The organism is Chloroflexus sp., assembly GCF_034435895.1.
Taxonomy (GTDB): Bacteria; Chloroflexota; Chloroflexia; order Chloroflexales; family Chloroflexaceae; genus Chloroflexus.
Genome location: NZ_DAOTWH010000333.1, coordinates 18727 through 38949, shown reverse-complemented (window position 1 = coordinate 38949; position 20223 = coordinate 18727). Strand labels below are relative to the sequence as shown.

20 protein-coding genes are annotated in these 20223 nt (G+C 59.3%); 10 read left to right on the top strand and 10 right to left on the bottom strand.

From position 1 onward, the window contains the following. Together U9R81_RS18580 and aat are read left to right on the top strand one after the other, a co-directional pair. Nucleotides 1-737: hypothetical protein (locus U9R81_RS18580; protein ID WP_322496903.1), on the top strand; the 737-nt coding region annotated here is incomplete at its 5' end. A gap of 47 nt (nt 738-784) precedes the next feature. Further along, a complete protein-coding gene (gene aat, locus U9R81_RS18575) occupies nt 785-1384 on the top strand; it encodes a leucyl/phenylalanyl-tRNA--protein transferase (RefSeq protein ID WP_322496902.1) in 600 nt (199 codons plus the stop codon). A gap of 129 nt (nt 1385-1513) precedes the next feature. Here aat and U9R81_RS18570 read toward each other — a convergent pair whose 3' ends face one another. Then, nucleotides 1514-1972, bottom strand: coding sequence for a hypothetical protein (locus U9R81_RS18570; RefSeq protein WP_322496901.1), 459 nt, complete (start codon nt 1970-1972; stop codon nt 1514-1516). A gap of 205 nt (nt 1973-2177) precedes the next feature. On the opposite strand from U9R81_RS18570, the gene U9R81_RS18565 reads away from it, so the two are divergent. The 4 genes from U9R81_RS18565 to U9R81_RS18550 all read left to right on the top strand — a co-directional run bounded on the left by U9R81_RS18565 (nt 2178) and on the right by U9R81_RS18550 (nt 9643). Then, complete coding sequence (locus U9R81_RS18565) at nt 2178-2537, top strand: STAS/SEC14 domain-containing protein (protein ID WP_322496900.1); 360 nt, start codon at nt 2178-2180, stop codon at nt 2535-2537. A 141-nt stretch (nt 2538-2678) separates the two neighbouring features. Further along, on the top strand, nt 2679-6488 hold the full coding sequence (bchH, locus tag U9R81_RS18560) for a magnesium chelatase subunit H (RefSeq protein ID WP_322496899.1): 3810 nt from the start codon (nt 2679-2681) through the stop codon (nt 6486-6488). Nucleotides 6489-6697: 209 nt separating this feature from the next. Beyond that, nucleotides 6698-7165 (top strand): MarR family winged helix-turn-helix transcriptional regulator, encoded by a 468-nt coding sequence (locus tag U9R81_RS18555; protein WP_322496898.1) that lies wholly within the window; start codon nt 6698-6700, stop codon nt 7163-7165. A gap of 612 nt (nt 7166-7777) precedes the next feature. Continuing rightward, nucleotides 7778-9643, top strand: a complete 1866-nt coding sequence (locus tag U9R81_RS18550; protein ID WP_322496897.1) for an MDR family MFS transporter — start codon at nt 7778-7780, stop codon at nt 9641-9643. Nucleotides 9644-10082: 439 nt separating this feature from the next. Here U9R81_RS18550 and U9R81_RS18545 read toward each other — a convergent pair whose 3' ends face one another. Then, nucleotides 10083-10523: a hypothetical protein gene (locus tag U9R81_RS18545; RefSeq protein ID WP_322496896.1), complete on the bottom strand. Its 441-nt coding sequence runs from the start codon at nt 10521-10523 to the stop codon at nt 10083-10085. A gap of 147 nt (nt 10524-10670) precedes the next feature. Between U9R81_RS18545 and U9R81_RS18540 the strand changes: the two genes are divergently transcribed. Then, a complete protein-coding gene (locus tag U9R81_RS18540; RefSeq protein WP_322496895.1) occupies nt 10671-11675 on the top strand; it encodes a WYL domain-containing protein in 1005 nt (334 codons plus the stop codon). A gap of 48 nt (nt 11676-11723) precedes the next feature. Here the strand turns inward: U9R81_RS18540 and U9R81_RS18535 are convergent, their stop codons facing one another. From U9R81_RS18535 to U9R81_RS18510, 6 genes are all read right to left on the bottom strand, one after another. After that, nucleotides 11724-12578 (bottom strand): serine/threonine protein kinase, encoded by an 855-nt coding sequence (locus U9R81_RS18535; RefSeq protein ID WP_322496894.1) that lies wholly within the window; start codon nt 12576-12578, stop codon nt 11724-11726. After that, entirely contained in the window at nt 12578-13021 is a 444-nt protein-coding gene (locus U9R81_RS18530) for a hypothetical protein (protein ID WP_322496893.1), read from the bottom strand. The genes U9R81_RS18535 and U9R81_RS18530 overlap by 1 nt, the downstream gene beginning before the upstream one ends. A 351-nt stretch (nt 13022-13372) precedes the next feature. Then, nucleotides 13373-13603, bottom strand: a complete 231-nt coding sequence (locus tag U9R81_RS18525) for a helix-turn-helix transcriptional regulator (protein WP_322496904.1) — start codon at nt 13601-13603, stop codon at nt 13373-13375. A 364-nt stretch (nt 13604-13967) separates the two neighbouring features. Next, nucleotides 13968-14306 carry a hypothetical protein gene (locus tag U9R81_RS18520; RefSeq protein WP_322496892.1) on the bottom strand — a complete coding sequence of 113 codons (339 nt, stop codon included), beginning with the start codon at nt 14304-14306 and terminating at the stop codon, nt 13968-13970. Between the two features lie 189 nt (nt 14307-14495). After that, nucleotides 14496-14705, bottom strand: coding sequence for a hypothetical protein (locus U9R81_RS18515; protein ID WP_322496891.1), 210 nt, complete (start codon nt 14703-14705; stop codon nt 14496-14498). 92 nt (nt 14706-14797) lie between these two features. Further along, on the bottom strand, nt 14798-15118 hold the full coding sequence (locus U9R81_RS18510) for a hypothetical protein (RefSeq protein ID WP_322496890.1): 321 nt from the start codon (nt 15116-15118) through the stop codon (nt 14798-14800). Between the two features lie 312 nt (nt 15119-15430). Here U9R81_RS18510 and cas6 point away from each other — a divergent pair, with 312 nt between their 5' ends. From cas6 to U9R81_RS18495, 3 genes are all read left to right on the top strand, one after another. Next, nucleotides 15431-16420: a CRISPR system precrRNA processing endoribonuclease RAMP protein Cas6 gene (cas6, locus tag U9R81_RS18505; RefSeq protein ID WP_322496889.1), complete on the top strand. Its 990-nt coding sequence runs from the start codon at nt 15431-15433 to the stop codon at nt 16418-16420. 103 nt (nt 16421-16523) lie between these two features. Further along, nucleotides 16524-17870, top strand: a complete 1347-nt coding sequence (locus tag U9R81_RS18500; RefSeq protein WP_322496888.1) for a TIGR02710 family CRISPR-associated CARF protein — start codon at nt 16524-16526, stop codon at nt 17868-17870. Nucleotides 17871-17948: 78 nt separating this feature from the next. Beyond that, nucleotides 17949-18674 carry a Card1-like endonuclease domain-containing protein gene (locus U9R81_RS18495; protein ID WP_322496887.1) on the top strand — a complete coding sequence of 242 codons (726 nt, stop codon included), beginning with the start codon at nt 17949-17951 and terminating at the stop codon, nt 18672-18674. Nucleotides 18675-19005: 331 nt separating this feature from the next. Here the strand turns inward: U9R81_RS18495 and U9R81_RS18490 are convergent, their stop codons facing one another. After that, nucleotides 19006-19812, bottom strand: coding sequence for a hypothetical protein (locus U9R81_RS18490; RefSeq protein WP_322496886.1), 807 nt, complete (start codon nt 19810-19812; stop codon nt 19006-19008). Next, entirely contained in the window at nt 19772-20092 is a 321-nt protein-coding gene (locus tag U9R81_RS18485; RefSeq protein ID WP_322496885.1) for a hypothetical protein, read from the bottom strand. Before U9R81_RS18485 ends, U9R81_RS18490 begins: the two co-directional genes overlap by 41 nt. Nucleotides 20093-20223 lie beyond the last annotated feature (131 nt).

Below are 20223 nucleotides of genomic sequence, written 5' to 3'. Positions count from 1 at the left end.
CGCCATCAATTGATGGCGCGCAAGGGGCGAGAACTCTGCTGGCGGTTGTTATCACCTTTCTGCTGTACGGCGCTGCCTTCTGGTTGTGGTGGCAGCAGCGCAATCCGCTCTACGTCTTTGCGTTGGTAGCAGGCCAACTGAGCACCCTGCTCGATCCGTTTTGGCGGCTGCTGTACAGCATCCAAACCGTACCGTCGCTGACCTCGCTGGTGGCGGCGCTGACAACACCTTTCAATATCACGGCCTCACTTCGCGCTGCATGGCCCGACACCTTGCCGGCGATGATTATTGTGGCGCTCTACCTCTATCGCTGGTGGAACCCCGGCCTGTTGAGCGGTGTCTTCACCTACGCCATCTTCATCAGCCTGCAGTTGTTGGTGAGCGTGCTCGGCTTGCGCGATCCGGCGCCGCCGGCGCTGCTCGGTTCATTATCCTTCGGCATCAGCGCCGAGTTGCTGGCAGCCCTCATGAGCGCCACGATCACGTATGGCCTCTGCTACGTCTTCATTACCGTGCAGAATTACTCATGGCCGAGCATGGCAGCGGCTATCTTGCCGCTGCCGCTGATCTTGGGCGGGTTGGTCTACGGGGTGGCCGGTGCGCCATTGTTAATCAGCCGGCTGTTGCCCGACGGCGAGTGGCCGGCGCGGGTCGGATTAGGGCTGACGCTGCTGCTGTTGGGGTGGTGTGTGGCGATTATCATGTCGGGGTTGAATCGCTTAAACCGGGTGGTGTAAGCGAGATAAGCGACACTGGATCAGATAGAAATCCGCGAACAGCACCGATGAACAAAACACCACGCTTAACCCCCGAACTCCTGCTTGCCGCCTACCGGCAAGGCATCTTCCCAATGGCCGGCGAGAACGGCGAGATCGGCTGGGACGAGCCGGTGCGGCGGGCGATTATTCCGCTTGATGACCGCTTTCACGTCCCGCGCCGGTTGGCGCGCACCGTGCGATCAGGGTTCTTTACCGTTACTTTTGACACGGCTTTCGATGCGGTCATCACCGCTTGCGCCGAGCCGGCGCCGGGACGGGAAACCACGTGGATTTCGCCGGAGATCATCCGGGCCTACAGCGAGTTGCACCGGTTAGGCTATGCCCACAGCGTCGAGTGTTGGCGTGACGGCCAACTGGCCGGCGGCCTATATGGGGTAGCGATAGGCGGTTTGTTTGCCGGCGAAAGCATGTTCCACCGCGTGCGCGACGCCAGCAAAGTGGCGTTGGTGCATCTGGTCGAACGGTTGCGGCGGGGTGGGTTTACGCTGCTCGACTCGCAGTTTGTGGTCGGGACGCACATGTTGCAGTTCGGCACGATCGAGATCTCGCGGATTGAATATCACCGCTTGTTGCGCGCGGCGTTGCGGACGCCAGCAGTGTGGTGATAAGAGGGGGCGGGGCGAGGCATGCCTCGCCCTGACCATAGCTGCTGGGGAAACGGCCTGCGTCGCCCTGATAGCTGCCGGTAGGTGGGGCGCGGCATGCCGTATTTTAGGGCGACGCATGCGTCGCCTTTAGCGTTGTTTGCGTTTGCGTTCGCGGCGGGCTTCGCGGCGGCCAGTGGTGGCTACCGGATGCGGCGCGGCCGGAGCAGCGTCGGCCGGCATCTGACGGGGTGCAGGCGCACGGGTGCGCGAGTTACGCACCAACTCGGGCAGTACATTCTGCATGTAATAAAAGACATAACCGCCCAAGATCAGCTCAACCACAAACTGAATGTAAAACCAGAACCGCAGGTTAAAGGTTGGCATATTGAGCATGCGTGCCACACCAAGCGCCACGCCAAAGCCACCCACAATCATCAGCGCAATCCCCAACTGGCGGAAAAAGGTCGCTTTGGCAACATTCCGCTCAGTGTGCAGCCAGATGAAGTAGGCGCCGCCCGCGACCAGCAGAATCTGCACAATAAAGAATGTCCACGCATACGAGCCAAATGTAGGACTAGCAGCCACGAAATAGTCGAAGAACCCCATAATGACAAGCCTCTCTCCACGGTCGCCGAGCGTCGGTACAGCTAGATTGTGGCGGCGATTATAGCAGCGCCGGGGATGCTCGTCAACCGTCCGTGTTCCCTTGCACAAAGTTCGCACCGGAAACGTGCCACCTTTTTCGCTAGACATATACAGCAAAAGTGTGTATAATGTGCAAAACGTCGCGTAATTTGTGAGGGAGTACACTATGCCCTACCGCGTTCGTCGCCGGGCCCATGATCTGATCTGGGTGGTGCTGGAGGATCATCTACACTTGGCCGAAGCGGAACGGTACTATCAAGAAATGTGGCGATTGCTTGACCAGTGCCCAAAGCCGACAGATCTGCTGGTGGATGGACGACGAATCTCTAGCGCTGATTGGGGAGCACGCCAGCGCACCGAAGCCATCGCGCGCCATAAGCATTTAGGCCGGATTGCCTTTATTGTTTCTGAACATCATTTGCTGTTGTTTGCGCCATTGGTGCGTTTTGTCAGTGGGGTTGGCCTCTTTGGCACCGAACAAGAGGCGCTGCGCTATCTCGGTACGGTGATGGAATATGGCGATTGATAGTTTTATCGTTCATTCCTATTGCAAAACCTGTGCATATTTGCACAGGTTTTGTTCGTTTTCTGTTCAGATTGTTATTTATTATGCGATCTTGCATAATATACTCAGGTTATTATCGCTGACGACAGGAGCAATGGTGCTATGAGCCAGCCGACAGAATTTGTGATGGTGCTGGGGATGCAGCGGTACAGTCAGGATTTCTTCCGCCGCGCCGAGATTGAGGTGCGCAAAGAGGTGCCTGACTTCCGCTTGCATATTTTCGAAGATCGGGATGTCACCGCGCGCCCGGCTGAAGTCGAGGCGGCGATTGCCCGTTGCCAGTGCCTCATCCTTTCACTTATTACCTTGAACGAGACGGCGGAGGTGTTGATCCCGATGGTCGAACGCCACGATCCGCCGGTGATCTTCTCTTTTGAGGGGTTGCCTGAGGTGATGCGGCTGAATAAGGTTGGGTCGTATAACCTCAAGGGCGGCAAGGGTATGCCCAAGCCGGTGCAAAACGTGGCCCGGCTGTTGGTCGGTGGGCGCGAGGAAGATGCGCTCTACGGCTACGTCAAACTGCAAAAAATCACCTCAAAACTGATCAATTTCTTGCCCGGCAAGCGTCTCAACGATTTTCGCAATTGGACGAATGTCACGAATTATTGGAATCATCGTAGCATCGCCAACGCGGCCAATATGTTTAAGCTCATCTTGCGCGAGTATAGCGGGATGAGCCATTTGCGGGTTGACCCGGTGGTCGAGATGCCGAATATGGGTTTTGCCCATCCCGATGCGCCAAAGTTGTTCGCCAATCCCCACGAGTACGAGCGGTGGGAAAAGGAACGCAACCGCGCGCGTAAAGGGGTGCCGGCCCCGCTCGGTACGGTGGCGGTGCTGTCGTTCCGCGCCCATATCTTGTCAGGGGCCGATTACCATAACAAGATTGTGCAGGCGCTCGAAGCCGCCGGCTTGCGGGTGTTGCCGATCTTCGTGATGGGGATCGAGAGCCATATCGTGGTGCGCGAGTGGCTCAGCCATATGAAGGTCGATCTGGTGATTAACACAATGGGCTTTCCGCTGGTCGGCGGCCCGGCTGGTTCGACCAAGGCCGGTTTGACCGTCGATGTGGCCCGCGAGTTGCTCAGCAAACTCGATGTGCCGTATATCGTCGCCCAACCGTTGTTTGTGCAAGACGAAGACGATTGGCGCGAGCGCGGCGTTGGCCCGCTGCAAAGCACCTTCCTCTATAGCCTGCCCGAAATGGATGGCGCGATCGCGCCGGTAGTGTTAGGTGGGATGCGCGGCAGCACCATCACCACGGTGCAAGACCGGCTTGAGCGGCTGGCCCGCATCGCTCGCGGCTTCGTCCGTTTGCGCAAGAAGGCGAACCGCGATAAGAAGGTGGCGATTATCGTCTATAACTATCCACCCGGCCAAGGCAAGGTGGCGACGGCGGCCCTGCTCGATGTGCCGGCTAGCCTGATTGCCATCCTCGACCGGCTGGCTGCTGAGGGTTATCAGGTGGGCCGCTATCCGCGCGATCCGGAGACCTTCGCCCGCTGCCTTGAGGGGTTGGTGAGCGATCAGCCGCTGCCCCCCGGCCACCCGCCAGTGGTGATGGGGGTGAGCGCCGATCTGCACGATTTCTACCGCTGGCTGCGGCCCGGCGATCAAGAGCGGATTAATGCCCGCTGGGGCGCCTTCCCCGGCGATATTGCCCCGCTGGGGCGCGATAAGGTGCGCTTGGCCGGCGCCCAGATTGGCAATATCTTTATCGGCGTGCAGCCGGTGATCGGCATGCCCGGCGACCCGATGCGGCTGCTGTTTGATAAGGAAAATACGCCGCACCACCAATACGCCCTCTTCTACCGCTACCTTAGCGAGAGCTTTGGCGCTGATGCGATCATTCACCTCGGCATGCACGGCACCGCCGAGTGGATGCCCGGCTTGCAACTCGGCCTGACCGATCGCTGCTGGCCCGATATTTTGCTCGGCGAGACGCCCAATTTCTACGTCTACCCGATCAACAACCCCGCCGAAGCCAATATCGCCAAGCGGCGCGGCTATAGCACCATTATCGGCCACGCCATTCCGCCGTACGGACGGGCCGGTCTGTACCGCGAGTTGCAGGCCTTGCAAGACCTGCTGGCCGAGTATCGTGAGCGTCCAGCTTCCGTCGCCGACGATGACCAAAGCCCGGAGGCAGTGGCGATCATGCAGAAGATCGCGCTGCTCAACCTTGACAACGATCTGGTGCGCCAGCCCGACGAGCCGTTCAGCCGCTTCGCGTCGCGGGCCTACGCCTATCTGCGCGATCTCGCGGCGACGATGATTACCGACCGCTTGCACGTGCTGGGCAGCGCTCCGCCGCCCGAAGAGCAACTGACCCTGATCGTCGAGACGCTTAAGGTGCCGCGCGGTGAGTTGCCCGGGCTGGCCGATCTGTTCCTCGCAGCGCGGCGCGCCACCGTGCGCTACGGCGACGTGCTGGCGCGAGCACGGCAGGGTGATGCCGAAGCCTTGGCCCTGCGCGACGAGATCGAGGCCCGCTGCTCCGAGTTCGTCCAGCAGACGGTCTTTGGCCATCTGTCGCCCGATCAGGCCGCGCGCCAGTTTGGCTTGCCCAACAGTAACGAAGTGTTGGGCCTGATCCAGCATGGGCGGGCGCTGCTGGCGGCATTGCGCGACAATACGCAAGAGCTCGACTACCTCATGCGCGGGTTGGGCGGTCACTACATCCCGGCGGCTCCCGGCGGCGACATTATCCGCGACGGGGTGACGGTGCTTCCTACTGGGCGCAATATCCACAGTCTCGACCCCTTCCGGGTGCCGACCGATAGCGCCTACGAGCGCGGCGCGCGCATCGCCGAGGCGATCATTGCCGCTCACCGTGCCGAGACCGGCCAGTACCCAGAGACGATTGCACAGGTTCTGTGGGGCCTCGATGCGATCAAGACCAAGGGCGAGTCGATCGGCATTGTCCTTGGCTTGATCGGCGCGCGCCCAGTGAAGGATGGGCAAGGCAAGGTCGGTCGCTACGCGCTCATCCCGCTGGCCGAGCTGGGCCGGCCCCGGATCGACGTGCTGATGACCGCCTCCGGCATCTTCCGCGACATCTTCGCTGGCACCATGGATATGCTCGACCGGTTGGTGCGGGAAGCGGCGGAGGCCGACGAGCCGGTTGAGATGAACTACATCCGCAAGCACGTGCAAGAGATGATGGCCGCCGGCAAGAGCTTCGATCAGGCGACGGCGCGTATCTTCACGCAGGCTGCCGGCACCTACGGCACCGATGTCGATGAGGCGATTGAAGGCAGTGCGTGGGAGAAACGCGAAGAGCTGGAGGATCTGTTCATCAAGCGCAATGCCTACGCCTTCGGCGGACGGCAGAATGGCGAAGCGCAGCCAGAGGTGTTGCGCGCGTTGCTCGGCACGGTCAGCCGGGTAGCGCAAGAGATCGACAGCGTTGAATACGGCTTGACCGATATGCAGCACTACTACGGCTATTCGGGCGCGTTGAAGGCGGCGGCTGAGCGGGCCACCGGCCAGCACGTGCCGCTCAACTTCGTCGAGAGCTTTACCGCCGAAACCAAACTGCAAACGCTCGAGCAGACCTTGCGGGTGGAGTATCGCACTAAGTTCCTCAATCCGAAGTGGTACGAAGGTATGCTGCGCCACGGCCACAACGGCGCTGCCGAGATTGCTAGCCGCTTCACCTACATGCTCGGCTGGAGCGCCACGACCGATGCGGTTGACAAGTGGGTCTACGACGAAGCGGCTAAGACCTTCGTGCTCGATGACGCCATGCGCACTCGGATCGAGCAGCTCAATCCAGCGGCGGCGCGCAATATGGTAGGCCGCTTGCTCGAGGCCAACGCGCGCGGCATCTGGCAGACCGATGAAGAGACGCTGGAGCGGCTGCGCGAACTGCACGCCGATCTGGAAGACCGGTTAGAGGGCGTGGCCTAGGGTTGAATGACGGCGCCGGGCGAGCCAACCGCGGCTCGTCCGGTTTTATTTTTATGGAGCGCGGCAGTGACACTGCCATCTCGATCGGGAGTGCGCAGTCAAACTGCTGTACTCCATAGTACTGCCTCGCAATTCCCCCTTGACAAGCTGGGTGACTAGTTGTACCCTTCAAATAGTTTGAATAATCAAACTATTTGAAGGATCAAATCGTGTACCACGAACTTGACCCGCCCTACACCCCAGAGCGCGTCGCTGAGCTGTTCAACCTCGTGCATAGCGAGCTGATGGGCCAAAGCATGGAGACGCTCTTGCAATTCTTGCAGCGGACGAACCTCTCGATGCCGCGCCTGATTGCGCTGATGCATATTGATCGTCGCCATGCCGCGACCATCTCATCGCTGAGCGAGCACCTTAATTTGACGATGGCGACCACCAGCCAGATTGTCGATCAATTAGTGCAAGATGGGTTGGTAGAGCGCAGTGAATCGCCGCACGATCGTCGCCAAAAGCTGGTCTCGCTCACGATTGAAGGTAAGCGGCTGGTGGCTGAAGCGCGCCAGATTCGCTTGAGCGAAGCCAGCCGCCATCTGCGCCAATTGCCGCCTGAGCTGCTCGAACGGCTTGGTCAGGCGCTCAGTGCGGCGTGCCGCGAGTGGAACCTCATGACGGCTGAATAACGCCACCGCGTTCAGCAGTTTGGCCTTCGTTGGAGGCAGCGTGGATGCCGCGCTGTCATGGGTAGCTGTTGGGTTTGAAGGGCACGCCGGTTGTCATTGCGAGCCGCCGGAGGCGGCGAAGCAATCTCCCGCGAGGGCGGGAGAAGCCCCTCAGCGGTTCGTTCCGCTGACGGAGGCGCAAAGGGGGCAGAGACGCAGAGAATTCTAAACGCAAAGACGCGAAGGGCGCGAAGCTTTTGTGGTTGAAGCTAAGAGCGTACTTGGGTCAATCCCTCCAAACTCTTGGTGCCCTAGTGTCGTTGCGGGTATCACCCGCCGTTGCGGGGCTGCGCTCTTCGCAATGACAGGCCGCTTGTCATTGCGAGCGCAGCGCAGCGGAGCGACCAACCGCTTCCAGTCACGGCATTTGACCGCAACCGCTTGTCATTGCGAGCGCAGCGCAGCAATCTCCCGCGATAGCGAGAGCAGCCCCCGCAGCGGGTATTTCCGCTGACGGCGGAGATTGCTGTGGTCGGGCGGCTCCCAGCCGTGCTGGATGCCGCCGCTTCCTTGCAATGACATGGGTTTTATTATTTGACATACGTTCGACAAGGCAAGGAGTCACACAACCGTATGGCCACCACCACATCGCCAACGACTGTCGCTACCACACGGATTGATTACGCCGTAACGCTTGATCAGCGCAGCAAGGTGCTGATCTTAATCGGAGTCTTGCTCGGTCTGTTTCTCTCGGCGCTTGACCAGACGATCGTCTCAACAGCTTTGCCGCGGATCGTGGCCGATCTGAAAGGGATCGAACTGATTGGGTGGGTTTCAACCAGCTATCTGCTGGCGTCAACGGCGATGGTGCCGATCTACGGCAAACTGTCGGACATCTACGGGCGCAAATATGTTTTGCTGTTCGGGATCGTGGTCTTCCTGCTCGGCTCGCTGTTGTGCGGCTTGGCCGGCGATATGACCCAGTTGGTCTTCTTCCGCGGCTTGCAAGGCTTTGGCGCGGCGGCGCTTACCTCAACCGCCTTCGCCATTCCCGCCGACCTGTTTGTGCCAGCGGAACGGGCGCGCTATATGGGCCTGTTTGGCACCGTGTTCGGTCTGTCGAGCGTAGTGGGGCCGTTTATCGGCGGTCTGCTCACCGACAATCTGAGCTGGCACTGGGTCTTCTTCGTCAACTTGCCGTTGGGTGTGGTCGCGCTCGGCTTCATCATTGCCAAGCTGCCGCGTTTGCACAGCGGTCTCAAGCCGGCAATTGACTATGCCGGCGCGACGACGTTGCTGCTGACGGTGATCCCGTTCTTGCTGGCGTTGACGCTCGACAAGAATGACTTTCCGTGGACATCGCCGCTGATCGTGAGCTTGTTTGCCGTCAGCGTGGTTGGCTTGATCTTCTTCCTGCTGATCGAACAGCGGGCCGAGTCGCCGATCTTGCCGCTGCACCTCTTCCGCATCCGCACCTTCACTCTCACTGCGATGATCGGCGTCACCGTCGGCGCTACCCTCTTCGCGGCGATTTTCTTCCTCTCGCTCTATCTGGTCAACGTGCTCGGCGTGAGCACCACCGCCGCCGGCACCACGCTTATCCCGCTCACCCTTAGCCTTGTGGTAGGGGCGATGGTGTCGTCGCAGATCGTGCAGCGCACCGGGCGCTACAAATGGGTGATTATCGGCGGCATGGCGATTATCGTGGCGTCGCTGTGGTGGCTGACGACGCTCACCCCGGAGACGTCGATCTGGATGGTGCGGCTGCGTATGATCGCACTGGGATTGGGCTTAGGCCCCTCGATGCCGATCCTCAATCTGGCGATGCAGAATGCAGTGCCGCGCACCGACATGGGGGCCGCGACAGCCAGCCGGCAATTCTTCCAGCAGATCGGGCAGGTGGTCGGTTCGGCGGTCTTTGGCGCGCTGCTCACCAGTGTCTTGACCACAACGCTGAGCGCGAATCTGGCCCCGATCCAAGCCCAGTTGCCGCCAGCCATGGCTGCCCAGTTTGATAGCAGCGCGCTACGCAATGGGATGGGGGCCGGCGAGGGGGCAAGCGGCGGCGCCGTCGATCCGGCAGTGAAGATCGAACAGGCGATTGCCGAGCAATTTGCCTCCCGGCGTGATCTGCTCACCCGCGCGCTACGCGATGCCGATCCGGCGGCGATCGAGGCTCTGCGCGCCGATCCGCAAATCCCTGATCAGCAGAAGGCAATGCTGGATATGATCGGGAGTTTGCCGGCAACGGCCCGTGCGCAGGCGCTCGATCGGGTGTTGGCGCAGCTTGACCAAGCCGAGCAGACGGCCCGCGCCGAGGGGCGGGCAATCGGCAAGCAGATCGGTGCGGCGCTGAAAGATGCCTTTACCACCAGCGTGACGACCATATACTGGTACGCGATCTGGCTGGCCGTGATCGGATTGGTGCTGGCGCTGTTCATTCCTGAACTGCCGCTCCAGCGCAGCTACGGCCAAGATTTGCCACCAATGATGGAATGAGTAGGTGCATGGAGAGCCGGACGGCTGTCCGGCTCCGCAAAGCAAGCAAAGGTGCAGAGGGTTTTAACGCAAAAGCGCGAAGGACGCAGAGGAGGCAAAGGTTTTGCTAGCCCCCACCCCGTGCCCCTCCCCCGCTGGGGGAGGGGTGGAGAATAGCCACGAAAAGATACAAAACCCACAAAAACGTGCTATTTTGGCGTCTTTGGTGTCGCTTTGTGGCTAGTTGGCGCCGTACCCGCACCCCCGTCCCTGCTCCCACTGGCGCGGGAGCGGGGCGCTGCGGGGTTTTGCTCAAGGAGTGCCTGTCGCGCATACGAAGCTGCTCCCCCTCTCCCGCCGTGAGGTGGGAGAGGGGGCTGGGGGGTGAGGGTCAGCCCGCGCAGCGGGCTTCGTAATGGTAGACCGGCCCTAAAGGGCCGGGCATATCTGCCCAACATCCTCAGCTCAGTACTGGCGATGATGGCGGCGCAAACCCCGGCTGCATCGTCGCCGGTGCAGTGTGACCGGCGGCATGCAGAGGCGATGGACGCTTGACATGCGATAACCGGCCATCGCGCAACAACCGCTCGTGGGCCGTGGCCCAGCTTGGCGGTTCGAGCGAGTCTTGCTTCCAGCGCGCGATCGCCACCTCGCTGCACAACTCGGCCAGCAACCGCGTCGCCAAACGATGCGCGCCGCCATTGCGATACCCCTTCATCGCCGGCGCATCGCGCCAGACTGTCTTCGTCCAGACAACATTGCCCCACTCGAAACGGGTAGCGATGTGAACGATGCCATCGGCGCGTTGGGCCTGCGCCATCGTGCGCAGCGCGTGCCAGACGAATAGTGGTATGAGGAAGACTGAACGGACGCGCAGGCGGGTAATCGAGACGAGGTGCATCGGGGCGGTTCCCTTCTGAGTTAACGGTATTTATTTATGATATAAATATACAACGTTAATTTATTCTTGTCAGGCGACCATTCCCATCATTGGCCAAGTCAGGTATAATACGCAAAAGATCCGCACGATATAGTAACGAGGTGTCACGTGGCGACTCCACGCTCTCGTCGTGGTCGCGGCCAAAAGCGCAGTTCTGCGTTGACGGTGCAGCGGCGGTTGTGGCTGATCAGCCGGTTTGTACGCGGCCCGGCAACCCCCGCCGAGCTGATTGCGGACGCGCGCCGCACCTTCGACTCCAGCATCTACCCCCCTAACGCGCTGGTTGCGCTTCGCCACGATTTCAACGCGCTCCGTAACGAATTTCTCTGCACGATCGAGCGCCAGTCTGACGGGCGCTACACGCTGACCGATTTTGGCCGGCTCACCTTGCTCAATCTGCCCGACGAAGAGCTAGAGGCGCTTGCGTTTCTCGCAGCGCTGTTTAGCGAGGGCAACTGGCCCAATGGCCCACAGGTGCGGGCACTGCTCGATCATGTCATTGCGCTGCTGCCGCCGGAACGGCGGTCATATCTCAGCCAGCAGCAAGGAATGGAATTCGACTTACCCCAAAATAGTACGACCGTTGACCAACATTTGTTAGCCCGGCTCCGGCGCAATCTTCGCCGCCATGCCCTGCGCTTTCGCTATCGCTCGACCTTTAGCCAAGAACCGGAAGCGCACCGGGTGGCACCGGTACGGCTCTTTATGCGCGATGGTCATACCTACCTCGAAGCCTACTGCTACAGTTCACCCCATCAAGCGACCGTGGGTCGCTACATTCCCTACCGGGTTGACCGGATCGTCCCCGACTCGTTGCACGTCGAACGGCGGGTGTTGCCACCCGAATTGCCGCCGCGCAAGATGTGGTCATTGCGCTACTGGCTCTCGCCGCAAGTGGCGCGCAACCGTGACGTGGCGCTCTGGTTTCCCAACAGTGCGGTGACGTATCACCCCGACGGCAGCGCCGAGATCGTGGCCCAAACCAGTGATTTGTGGCAAGCTGAGCAGATTCTACTCCGTTACCGCGAACATTGCCGCGTGCTCGAACCGGGTGAGCTGGTGGCGATGATCCGGCAGACGATCGAACGGATGCACGCGGTGTACGCCGAGTAAGGGGAAGGATGGCGTGCGGCAGGCTAGCTGCCGCACGTAGAAATGTAATTATCGCCAAAACAAGCTGAGATAGAGCAGCGCGGTAGCGGTGGTACTCACAATGATGAGGCCGTTGATAAACCACTGTGGCGCCGGCTGCGGTTGCGAGCGCTCATCGCGCACTTCCTCAAGCTCGGCCTGCAATGCTGCCAGTGTCACCTGCCGGTTGGCCGGAAACGGATCGCACATCGTTGCAATCAGATGCTGGATAGCCGGCGGTAATTGCTCGATGTCCAGCAGCTCGTGCAATACCCACCCCAACGCGAAGAAATCGCTCCGTTCGTCGAGCGGCCAGCCGGCCAACTGTGCCGGCGGGGTATAGATGGGCCGGCCAATCCCTTGCACGTCTGGCGCCAGTTGGTAGCAGTAGCGGCTCAGACCGAAATCGATCAGCGCCACCTTACCATCCAATCCCACTATAATATTTTGCGGATGCAGATCGCCGTGAACGATCCCGTGCGCGTGCAAGATACGCAGCACCCAGCAGAGGTTGATCGCGATGGTGAGCGCGTCTTGTGGATGACCGGCGGCAAGGATGGAAGCCAGCGTCTGGCCGGGAATGTAGCTCTGAACATAGTAATACCCGTGACGGTCACGGCCCATCGTGATGAACCGCGGGAAGCAGTGCCATTTATCGTTGCCTACTGCCGGCAATGCGCGCACAATGTCGATCTCGCGCCGGAAGGCGCGGGCAGCGTTGGTGAGTAATATGCTGCGACTGGTTGGAGCAAGCCGCTTGATCACCACCAATTGCGCAGTCGCTTCATCGTAAGCCAGATCGACAATGCTGTGAGCCGTGCGGGCCAGCCGGTGAACCACTTGAAAGAGATCGGCCACCACCTCGTTGCGCGGCGCCCCCATCATCACGACACCTCTAACAGGTTGCGGAGGACGCTGAATGGCGTCAAGCCGTCGAGGACGATCGTTTCATCGCCATATTCAATCACCAGTGTGCCAGTGTCGAACCAGTGACCAATCGGATTGGGCGGGAAGTAGTGTCCACGGATATAGATTCGTTCGATAACGCGGCGTGAACCAAACGGATAGCCGTCATCGATGATGATCCGGTCGCAGGTGATCACAATGTGGAACCGGCGTTCTTGGATCACCAGCACGATGATGCCCAGCAGAGAAGCCGTACTCGCTAAGGCAAAGCCAAGCGCGATCGAGACATACCCAACGGTGAACGTTTGCCACGTTAATCCGGCAAGGATGCCGTAGAGGGAAGCGAAGCCGAGATACTGCTGCAGGCGCCACAGCGGATGTCGACAGAACGGGGTCGGGGGAGACTGGTGAATGATCGCCATCGTATCCTCCTTCGCCGATTGGCGCGAGCCGGTTCGCCAGCGCGAACCGATCTGGGGGCCGGTGTTCCGCTTGGTGCCCGCCTATGGCAAAGGGTTCGGCTTATCACATCCTTTTTACACTTTTTTAACGAGTGCGTTTGTTGTATGCTACGATGGAGATTTGTTACGATGATTATACGTAATCAGATGATCGCACTGCATCCATCAGAAGACTCATAGTGACGCCGGGTTTGATCGTCGAATGGATCATGCTTTCTCACTTGAAGAAATGCGTCGATGAGCAATCATTTGGCAACGAAAAAACGGCGCAGCCGGCTGCGCCGTCTTTCGGTATCGTTACTGGCTCTCGGCTCAGATCGGTTCGGGTGGGAAGCTGCTGCCCAATGTTAAGATGCCGAGATCGTAGGCGCGCGCAATGGCGTGAACTCGGTTGGTCACTTGCAATTTATCACAGATGTTTTGCACCTCCCGTTTAATTGTGCCGGCGCTACAACTCAACTCTTTCATCACCTCTTCGATCAGAGCGCCGCGCGCCATCAGGCGAAGCACCTGTTTTTCGCGTTCGGTGAGCGGGGGCGTGATGGTATGCCGGGGTGCGCCTGCCGGACTTTCCGCAACACCTCTTCTAGCAAGCGTTCGAGTTGGTCAGAGTCATTGAAAACCTCTTTTGAGACGGCCCTGTCAGCGCCTTTGCGCTGGGCCTGTTCGATCCACTCGGGATAGGCCGTCATCGCGATAACTGCCACCTGCGGTGTTTGGCGTTTGATCTGTTCGATTGCATGAATGCCAGTCCATCAGTCGCCGTACCACGAGATATCCATCATGATGATATCTGGTTGGAGCCTGCTTGCCATGCTGATCGCTTATTGCGGGGTGTGCGCTTCACCAACATAGTGAATGTTAGGAATATAGGCGAGCACCTTTTTCAGCCCTTCGCGAAAGAGGGCTAAATCATCGGCAATAACGACTCTGATGGGGTTTCCATGCCTGCTCCATCGAACGGCAAGGGCGGGCCACTGGTGATGTCACGTATCAGCCGACCATCCTTGAACCAAAAGATTGCCGCCGATTCCGCGTCGAAATCTTCACACACCGAGTCAAGCAGTTCGTGCAGGGTGCTGATATACCCTTGCTGATCCTCTTCAACAATGGAATTGAGCAATCGTTCGTACAGATCAAGCCGGTTCAGGCGGGGCGGATTGAGAAACAGCAAGAGATGCTCACCATCAGCGACCCGCTGCGACTCGACTCTGAATGTTATTTTGCGCCCGCCGGGGGCTTGCATCGTGTATCGTTCCGGATGAGGTTGAGGCTGTTGGCAGGCCGTGCAATTCGCGTGCAAGCAAACCAAATACTCGTAGCAGGTCATATTGGGCGTCCACGGGCCAAATTGCTGTTCAAGCGCATGATTGACAAACACAAGCCGGCGATGTTGAGCGACCACGCAGATCCCGGATTGGTATCGATCAAGGATTTAGACTAATTCGGTTTGCTGATCCGCAAAAGCGTCCGGATGCACCGACGTGCGGCGCAACACATATAACAACAGCAAGCCAAAGATCGTAATGGTAGGCGCGATCGCAATTTCGATCAGATTATCGGCATGAACGCTGCCTACCGCGGTGGCCGAGCTAATCGAAAGCCCAACGATCACACTGCCCCATAGGTTATTGAGAAATCGCATCGCGCTAACAATGGGGATGAGGTAAAGTACCCAAAAGACGTTAGATGCTGTCCCAAGCTGCAGAATAGCCGAGCTGATCAAGATGACTTCGATCAGGTTTTACAGGAACTTCGCTGGCGGTTTGTGCCATTGTTCGGGTTGAAATGCCCCCAGATAGCCGTAAATATCTGAAAACAGGCCATCACACCGATAATGAGCCAGCCTGTCTTCAGGTTTGGCTCCGGTATGTTTGGCGCTTTGAGCCATGCCCACATGATGAGCAACCCCAAACCGCCGACCCGCAAGCACCAAATCAAGAGTAACGCACCGCGCTCTTGACCAAACCATGCCCTGATTTGACGCCACCGCCAGTTGAAATTGAATTGCATGTCGCGGCTCAACTGCGCTCTTTGAGTTTCAGGATCGAGCGACATGGTTGACCATCCTTTACGTGCTGGTCGTTCGCCGTGAATACATGTATCGTATCAGCCACGGTGGTCGCATAGGAAGGTACAAATTGTTCGATTCGTTCAGCAATCGGTGATCCGTTTGGCTCATCGCACACGCTTTCAACGCCGATGCGGTATACTTGCACCGAAATGCTGGAATCGTTTGCGATGTACGTTTTGCGCTATTCCTCCCCGCTGTTGTGTGTGAGAAGCCACTGGCGCCCTCGCCCGGCTGGGAGACGTGCGGGAGTCATCGTTCTTGGTTACGAAACCGCTTGTTACGGAAAGTCAATAGTCATGGCTGAACCTGAACTGACTCTGCCGGCGTTGAACGTGTTACGAATTCGGGTCACGTTGCGGCTGGCGGCGCCGACGCGGTTGCCGCCGTTTAAAGGCGCATTATTTCGTGGCGGGTTGGGCTATGCGCTGCAACGGATTGCGTGCCCGCAACAGTGTTGGGGCCAGTCGAACGCCTGCCCAGCGGCGCTGGCGCATTGCGTCTACCGTAATCTGTTTGAGCCGGTGGCGCCGCCAAACAGCGAGTTTTTGCACGATCTGCGCGATGCGCCGCGCCCGTTCGTGATCGAGCCGCCGCTCGACCAGCGCCGCGTCTACGCTGCCGGTGATCTGCTCGAAACGAATATGCTGCTGTTTGGGCGCGGGATCGAGTCTCTGCCCTTTGTGGCGCTGGCGTTTGTCGATTTCGCCCGCGCCGGTCTGGGCCGCTACCAAACTGCGGCGCGCCTCGAACGAATCGAGGCGTTGCCGTATGGCCAGTTGCTGGGGGTGACGATCTACCGCGATGGCGATGCTGATCTGGCCCTCGGCGAGTTGCCGGTCTTTAACCTCTCGGAACTGATGCCAATCGCGCAATGCCTGCCCGCCAATCTCCGGCTCGCCCTGCGCACGCCGCTGCGGATCAAGACGTGCGGCGAACTCATGCAGAAACCGGAGATTCCGGCGATCGTGCAGGCGACTGCATGGCGCTTGCAGGCACTGAACCACTTTTACGGCCATGTGCCGTGGGAGGTTGATTACCGGACAGCGATCGCTGCTGCGCAGCAAGTAACGGTTGAAGATGACACCACGCGCTGGGTGGATTGGGAGCGTTCGAGCACTCGCCCTAGCAAGCGGCAGTCGATGGTGTTAGGAGGGTTAGTTGGCGCAGCGACGTTGCGCAATGTGCCGCCAGTGGTGCGGGCATTTTTGTTGGCGGCGAGCGTGGTGCATACCGGTAAGTCGTGTGTGTTTGGCCACGGTTGGATCGAGGTGCGCCCGCTTCGGTGAGGTGTGGGGCGCGGAGGCAGGCGTTCCGCCCGCGCGCCGGGAGGGGGTGAAGGAGCGCGGGCCGCTGGCCTGCCGATGAAGCGATATGCCTTGGGAGACAGCAATGGACTTCAACGAACAACTTCGTCTCTTCTGCGAACGAGTAGGCGACCGGCGCGCGGAGGCGTTAATCCTCACTGGCACTGGCCAAACCGATACCGCTGCCCTTTTGCTGGCAGCGCTGCAACCGCAGCGAGTCGCTTTTCTGCTGACGCCGGAAACGAATACCTTCCCTGAACGAGTAGCGCAGCAGATTGATCGTTCCCCTGATCCGAATTGGTTGCGCAAAACAGCGCGCTACACCGACATTAATCAGGTCTATCGCGCATTGCGCGCGATCATCGAAGATTGGTCTGATCTGCCGCGCGCACAGATCCTCGTTGATTTGACTGGCGGCACCAAGATGATGTCGGTAGGGCTGGCCAAAGCGGCCTATGCGCTCGATCTTGATACGATCTATATCGAGAGCGACTATCAGCAAAATAAGCCGGTACCGGGCACGCAACGCCTGATCGCCCCGCCTGACCCGTATGAAGTGTTCGGCGATCTCGAAGCAGAGGAAGCCGCCCGCGCCTTCAACACCCACGACTACCTGAGCGCAGCGCGGATCTACGCCGATCTAGCCCGGCGAGTGCCGGAACCGGATCAGGCGACGTATGCCGCCCTCGAGCAGTTGGCCGTCGCCTACACCCAATGGGAAGCGTTTGATCTGCAGGCTGCGGCGCAGACGTTACAGCGCCTGTTGAGCAAGCCGTTGCCTGTGAAGCTCACACACCATCATAATACCCTGCAATCCCAGCAAGCTGCGTTGGCGCGCATCGTCCAGACCATCAGAACAATGTCGCAGCCGGCGCGCGCACTGGCGACCCTGCAAGATCTCGACGCTGTGCTGCCGCTGCTTGGTTCGCTGCATGCCAATGCCTTGCGCCGCGAAGCACAGCAACGCTTCGACACAGCCGCATTGTTGCGGTATCGGTGTCTGGAATTGATGAGCCAGCACCGGCTGGCGACGTACGGCGTGCTAGCTGAAGAACCTGATTTGAATGCACTCAAGCAACGATTTCCGAATCTAGAGCAACGTTACCGGCAGGTTGAGCGATCGCTCGGTTTTCAGGAGCGAGGATTGCAATCGAACCGCAATGGCGCCTACAACCCAATAACGCTGCTCAATGGCTATATGCTGCTAGCTGCGCTGAACGATCCATTGATGCACCATGTGGAACCAATCGATATTCGCAATCGCTCGCGCGCTCGCAATCAGAGCATTCTCGCCCACGGCTTCCGCCAGATTAGCGAAGCGGAATATCGCGATTTTGTTACGGTGGTTGAGCAATTGCTGGATCAATTCTTCGCGATTGGGCAACGGTCACGCAGCGATTGGGAGGCGCTGTACCGGTTTATAACGGTGTGATGAGCGACTAGTATCGGCAGCCAGACGGTTCAGTTTCCTTCCCAGTGGGGTTCAAGTACAGATGCAGGAGTATTATCCGTGAACCGCCGGAGCTGGAAAGAGATTTTTGCTAGTATCAACGATCCAGAGGTTCCGGCGCTCTTTTTGATCGGTACCATGGTGTTTGCCATTCTTGGCAATGCGCTCTACGATTTGCTGGTTGAGCTGCTGCAAGACGTGTTGGGCGGCGAAAACGCATTGCTGTATGCGGTTATCACTGTGTTTTCTGCCGCATTGCTGGTCGCGATTACGCTCATACTCTGGCTCTGGTTCAACCTGCGCCGGCGCCAGCGCAACCGGTTAGCCGATGCGGTCAAACTCGATCGCGCCTACCCCGGCCTGATCGTGTTTGTCAGCGCCAATCAGCGCGGTGCTGAACCGGCGGCGATCATGCACCACCTGAAAACCGGTAAATTGCGCCGGCTGTGGTTGATTGCGACCTCCGAAGCGGAAAAGAAGGCGGCGCAGTTGCTCGATCAGGTTCGGCAAGAGGCAAATGACACGGTTCAGATCACCATTGTGCCGCTTGAAAGCACCTTTGACATTCCGGCGGCGAATCGGGCGGTGGTGCAAGCGTTTGATCAAGCTGGTGATTTGATCGATCAGGTGATCGTTGATATTACCGGCGGCACCAAGCACATGAGCGCCGGCGCGGTGCTGGCGTGCCGCGAGTATGGCGTGCCGATGCAGTATGTGTTGGCCGAGATCAAAGATGGCAAGGTTGATGAGCGTAGCGAGGGCGAGTTGATGAAGGTGTGGTTGTGATCCGATGAGCCATTGGTCGCGCTGAAGGGGGAGATTGCTGCGGGCGGCGCCCGCTGCGCGGGGACGCCGCCGCTCCCTCGCAATGACATGAGGCCCCTCGCTCCCACCTGCGGGCGAGATTGGGGAGCCGCCGGATTGGCAGCAAAGACATCGCTACAGCGGGACAGCGTAGCGCCCCTCTCCTGCCACGCGGGAGAGGGGCAGGGGGTGAGGGTACACCGGTGCATCCGCAAGCTATCGACTATGGCTGTACTGATGGGTTCTGTCCGGTCGGGCGGCGCTCACTGCGCGGGGTGGCCTCACCCCCTCGCAATGACAGAGGGTAATGATCCTAATACCGCAATATCGCCGCAATCCGCTGGTGGGCTTGGAGGGAACCGTTCGGCACAAAGACCACCTTGCCGCCGCGATCGATCACCGTCGCGATCACCTCATCGACTGCGTCATCGAGGGCGGCTGGCGTGGTTGGCTCATCAATGAAGGTCAAGCGTTGGCCGCTCTCATCAACCAGCGCCGCTTGGTGGTAGTCTTCCTCGACTAACAAGGTTGCGATGCGACCTTCGTAAGCAAATCGCCACACTTCCCCCAATGTTGAGCAATAGCGTTGCCCGCTCACCGCTGCCTCAAGCTCGCGTAAGACGTGCTGGCTGCGGTGTTGCAGGTTGGCTTCGACCAACGGCCAGATCAGGCGGCCAAGATCGTGGGCAGTAGTATTATCGTAATTGCCGGTCAGCGTGGCGACAATCGCGTCGTTGTGCTTGCTCACTTCACGGAAAAAGGCGAGGTAGCGATCAACCCCGATCAGCGCCAGCGGCAACGGATCGCCGGCCATCAACGGCGCGAAGGCTTCATCGACTTGCCGGAAGAAGATGCGGTGGTGCTCGTCGCGGTAGGCCGATTGGTTGATCGCCGGATCGTTGGGGATGCTGCGCGCGCCACCCGGCCCAAGGTGAGTCATGGGGAAGCCGCCGGTCTGAATTTCTTGCAACGTCTCGCGGGTGGCTTCAAACAGGCGAGTTGGCTTCTCGCTGAGGGCCAGCACCCAATAGCGCGGCGTGCGGTTGAGCGCGTAGACCAAATCGCGGGTGTAGAACGTTTCATCCACCACCACCCGCTCTTTCAACGGAAATGGCACCATAAACAGCAACGATGTGTCTTGATTGACAAACAATTGCCAATCCGTCGAGCGTGTAACGGTAATCGATGTCGCCGGCCAGCGCCTCAAGCCGGCGCAAGATCGGTTCGACGGCGCGCTTGCCATAAGTGTCGGTCAGCCGGTTGGCAGCAGCCGTGACCAGATTCTTGACCCGGATGGGGTCTTGTTTGTTGTCAGGGGAGGTGCGGTGGGTGGGTAACGTGATGGTCAGCGAGGGATCGCTGCGGATTGATTGCAAGAGTTTCACATCATTGATATTCATAACCACCTCCTCGTGAGTGGGCAATGCGCGGCGACCATTGCCGCGCGCTGCGCTTATCGGCAGCATACCACGAAATAGGCTCCGTTGGGAGGAGCTAGCTGCCGCCGATCACGAGCAGGTGACTGGATGAC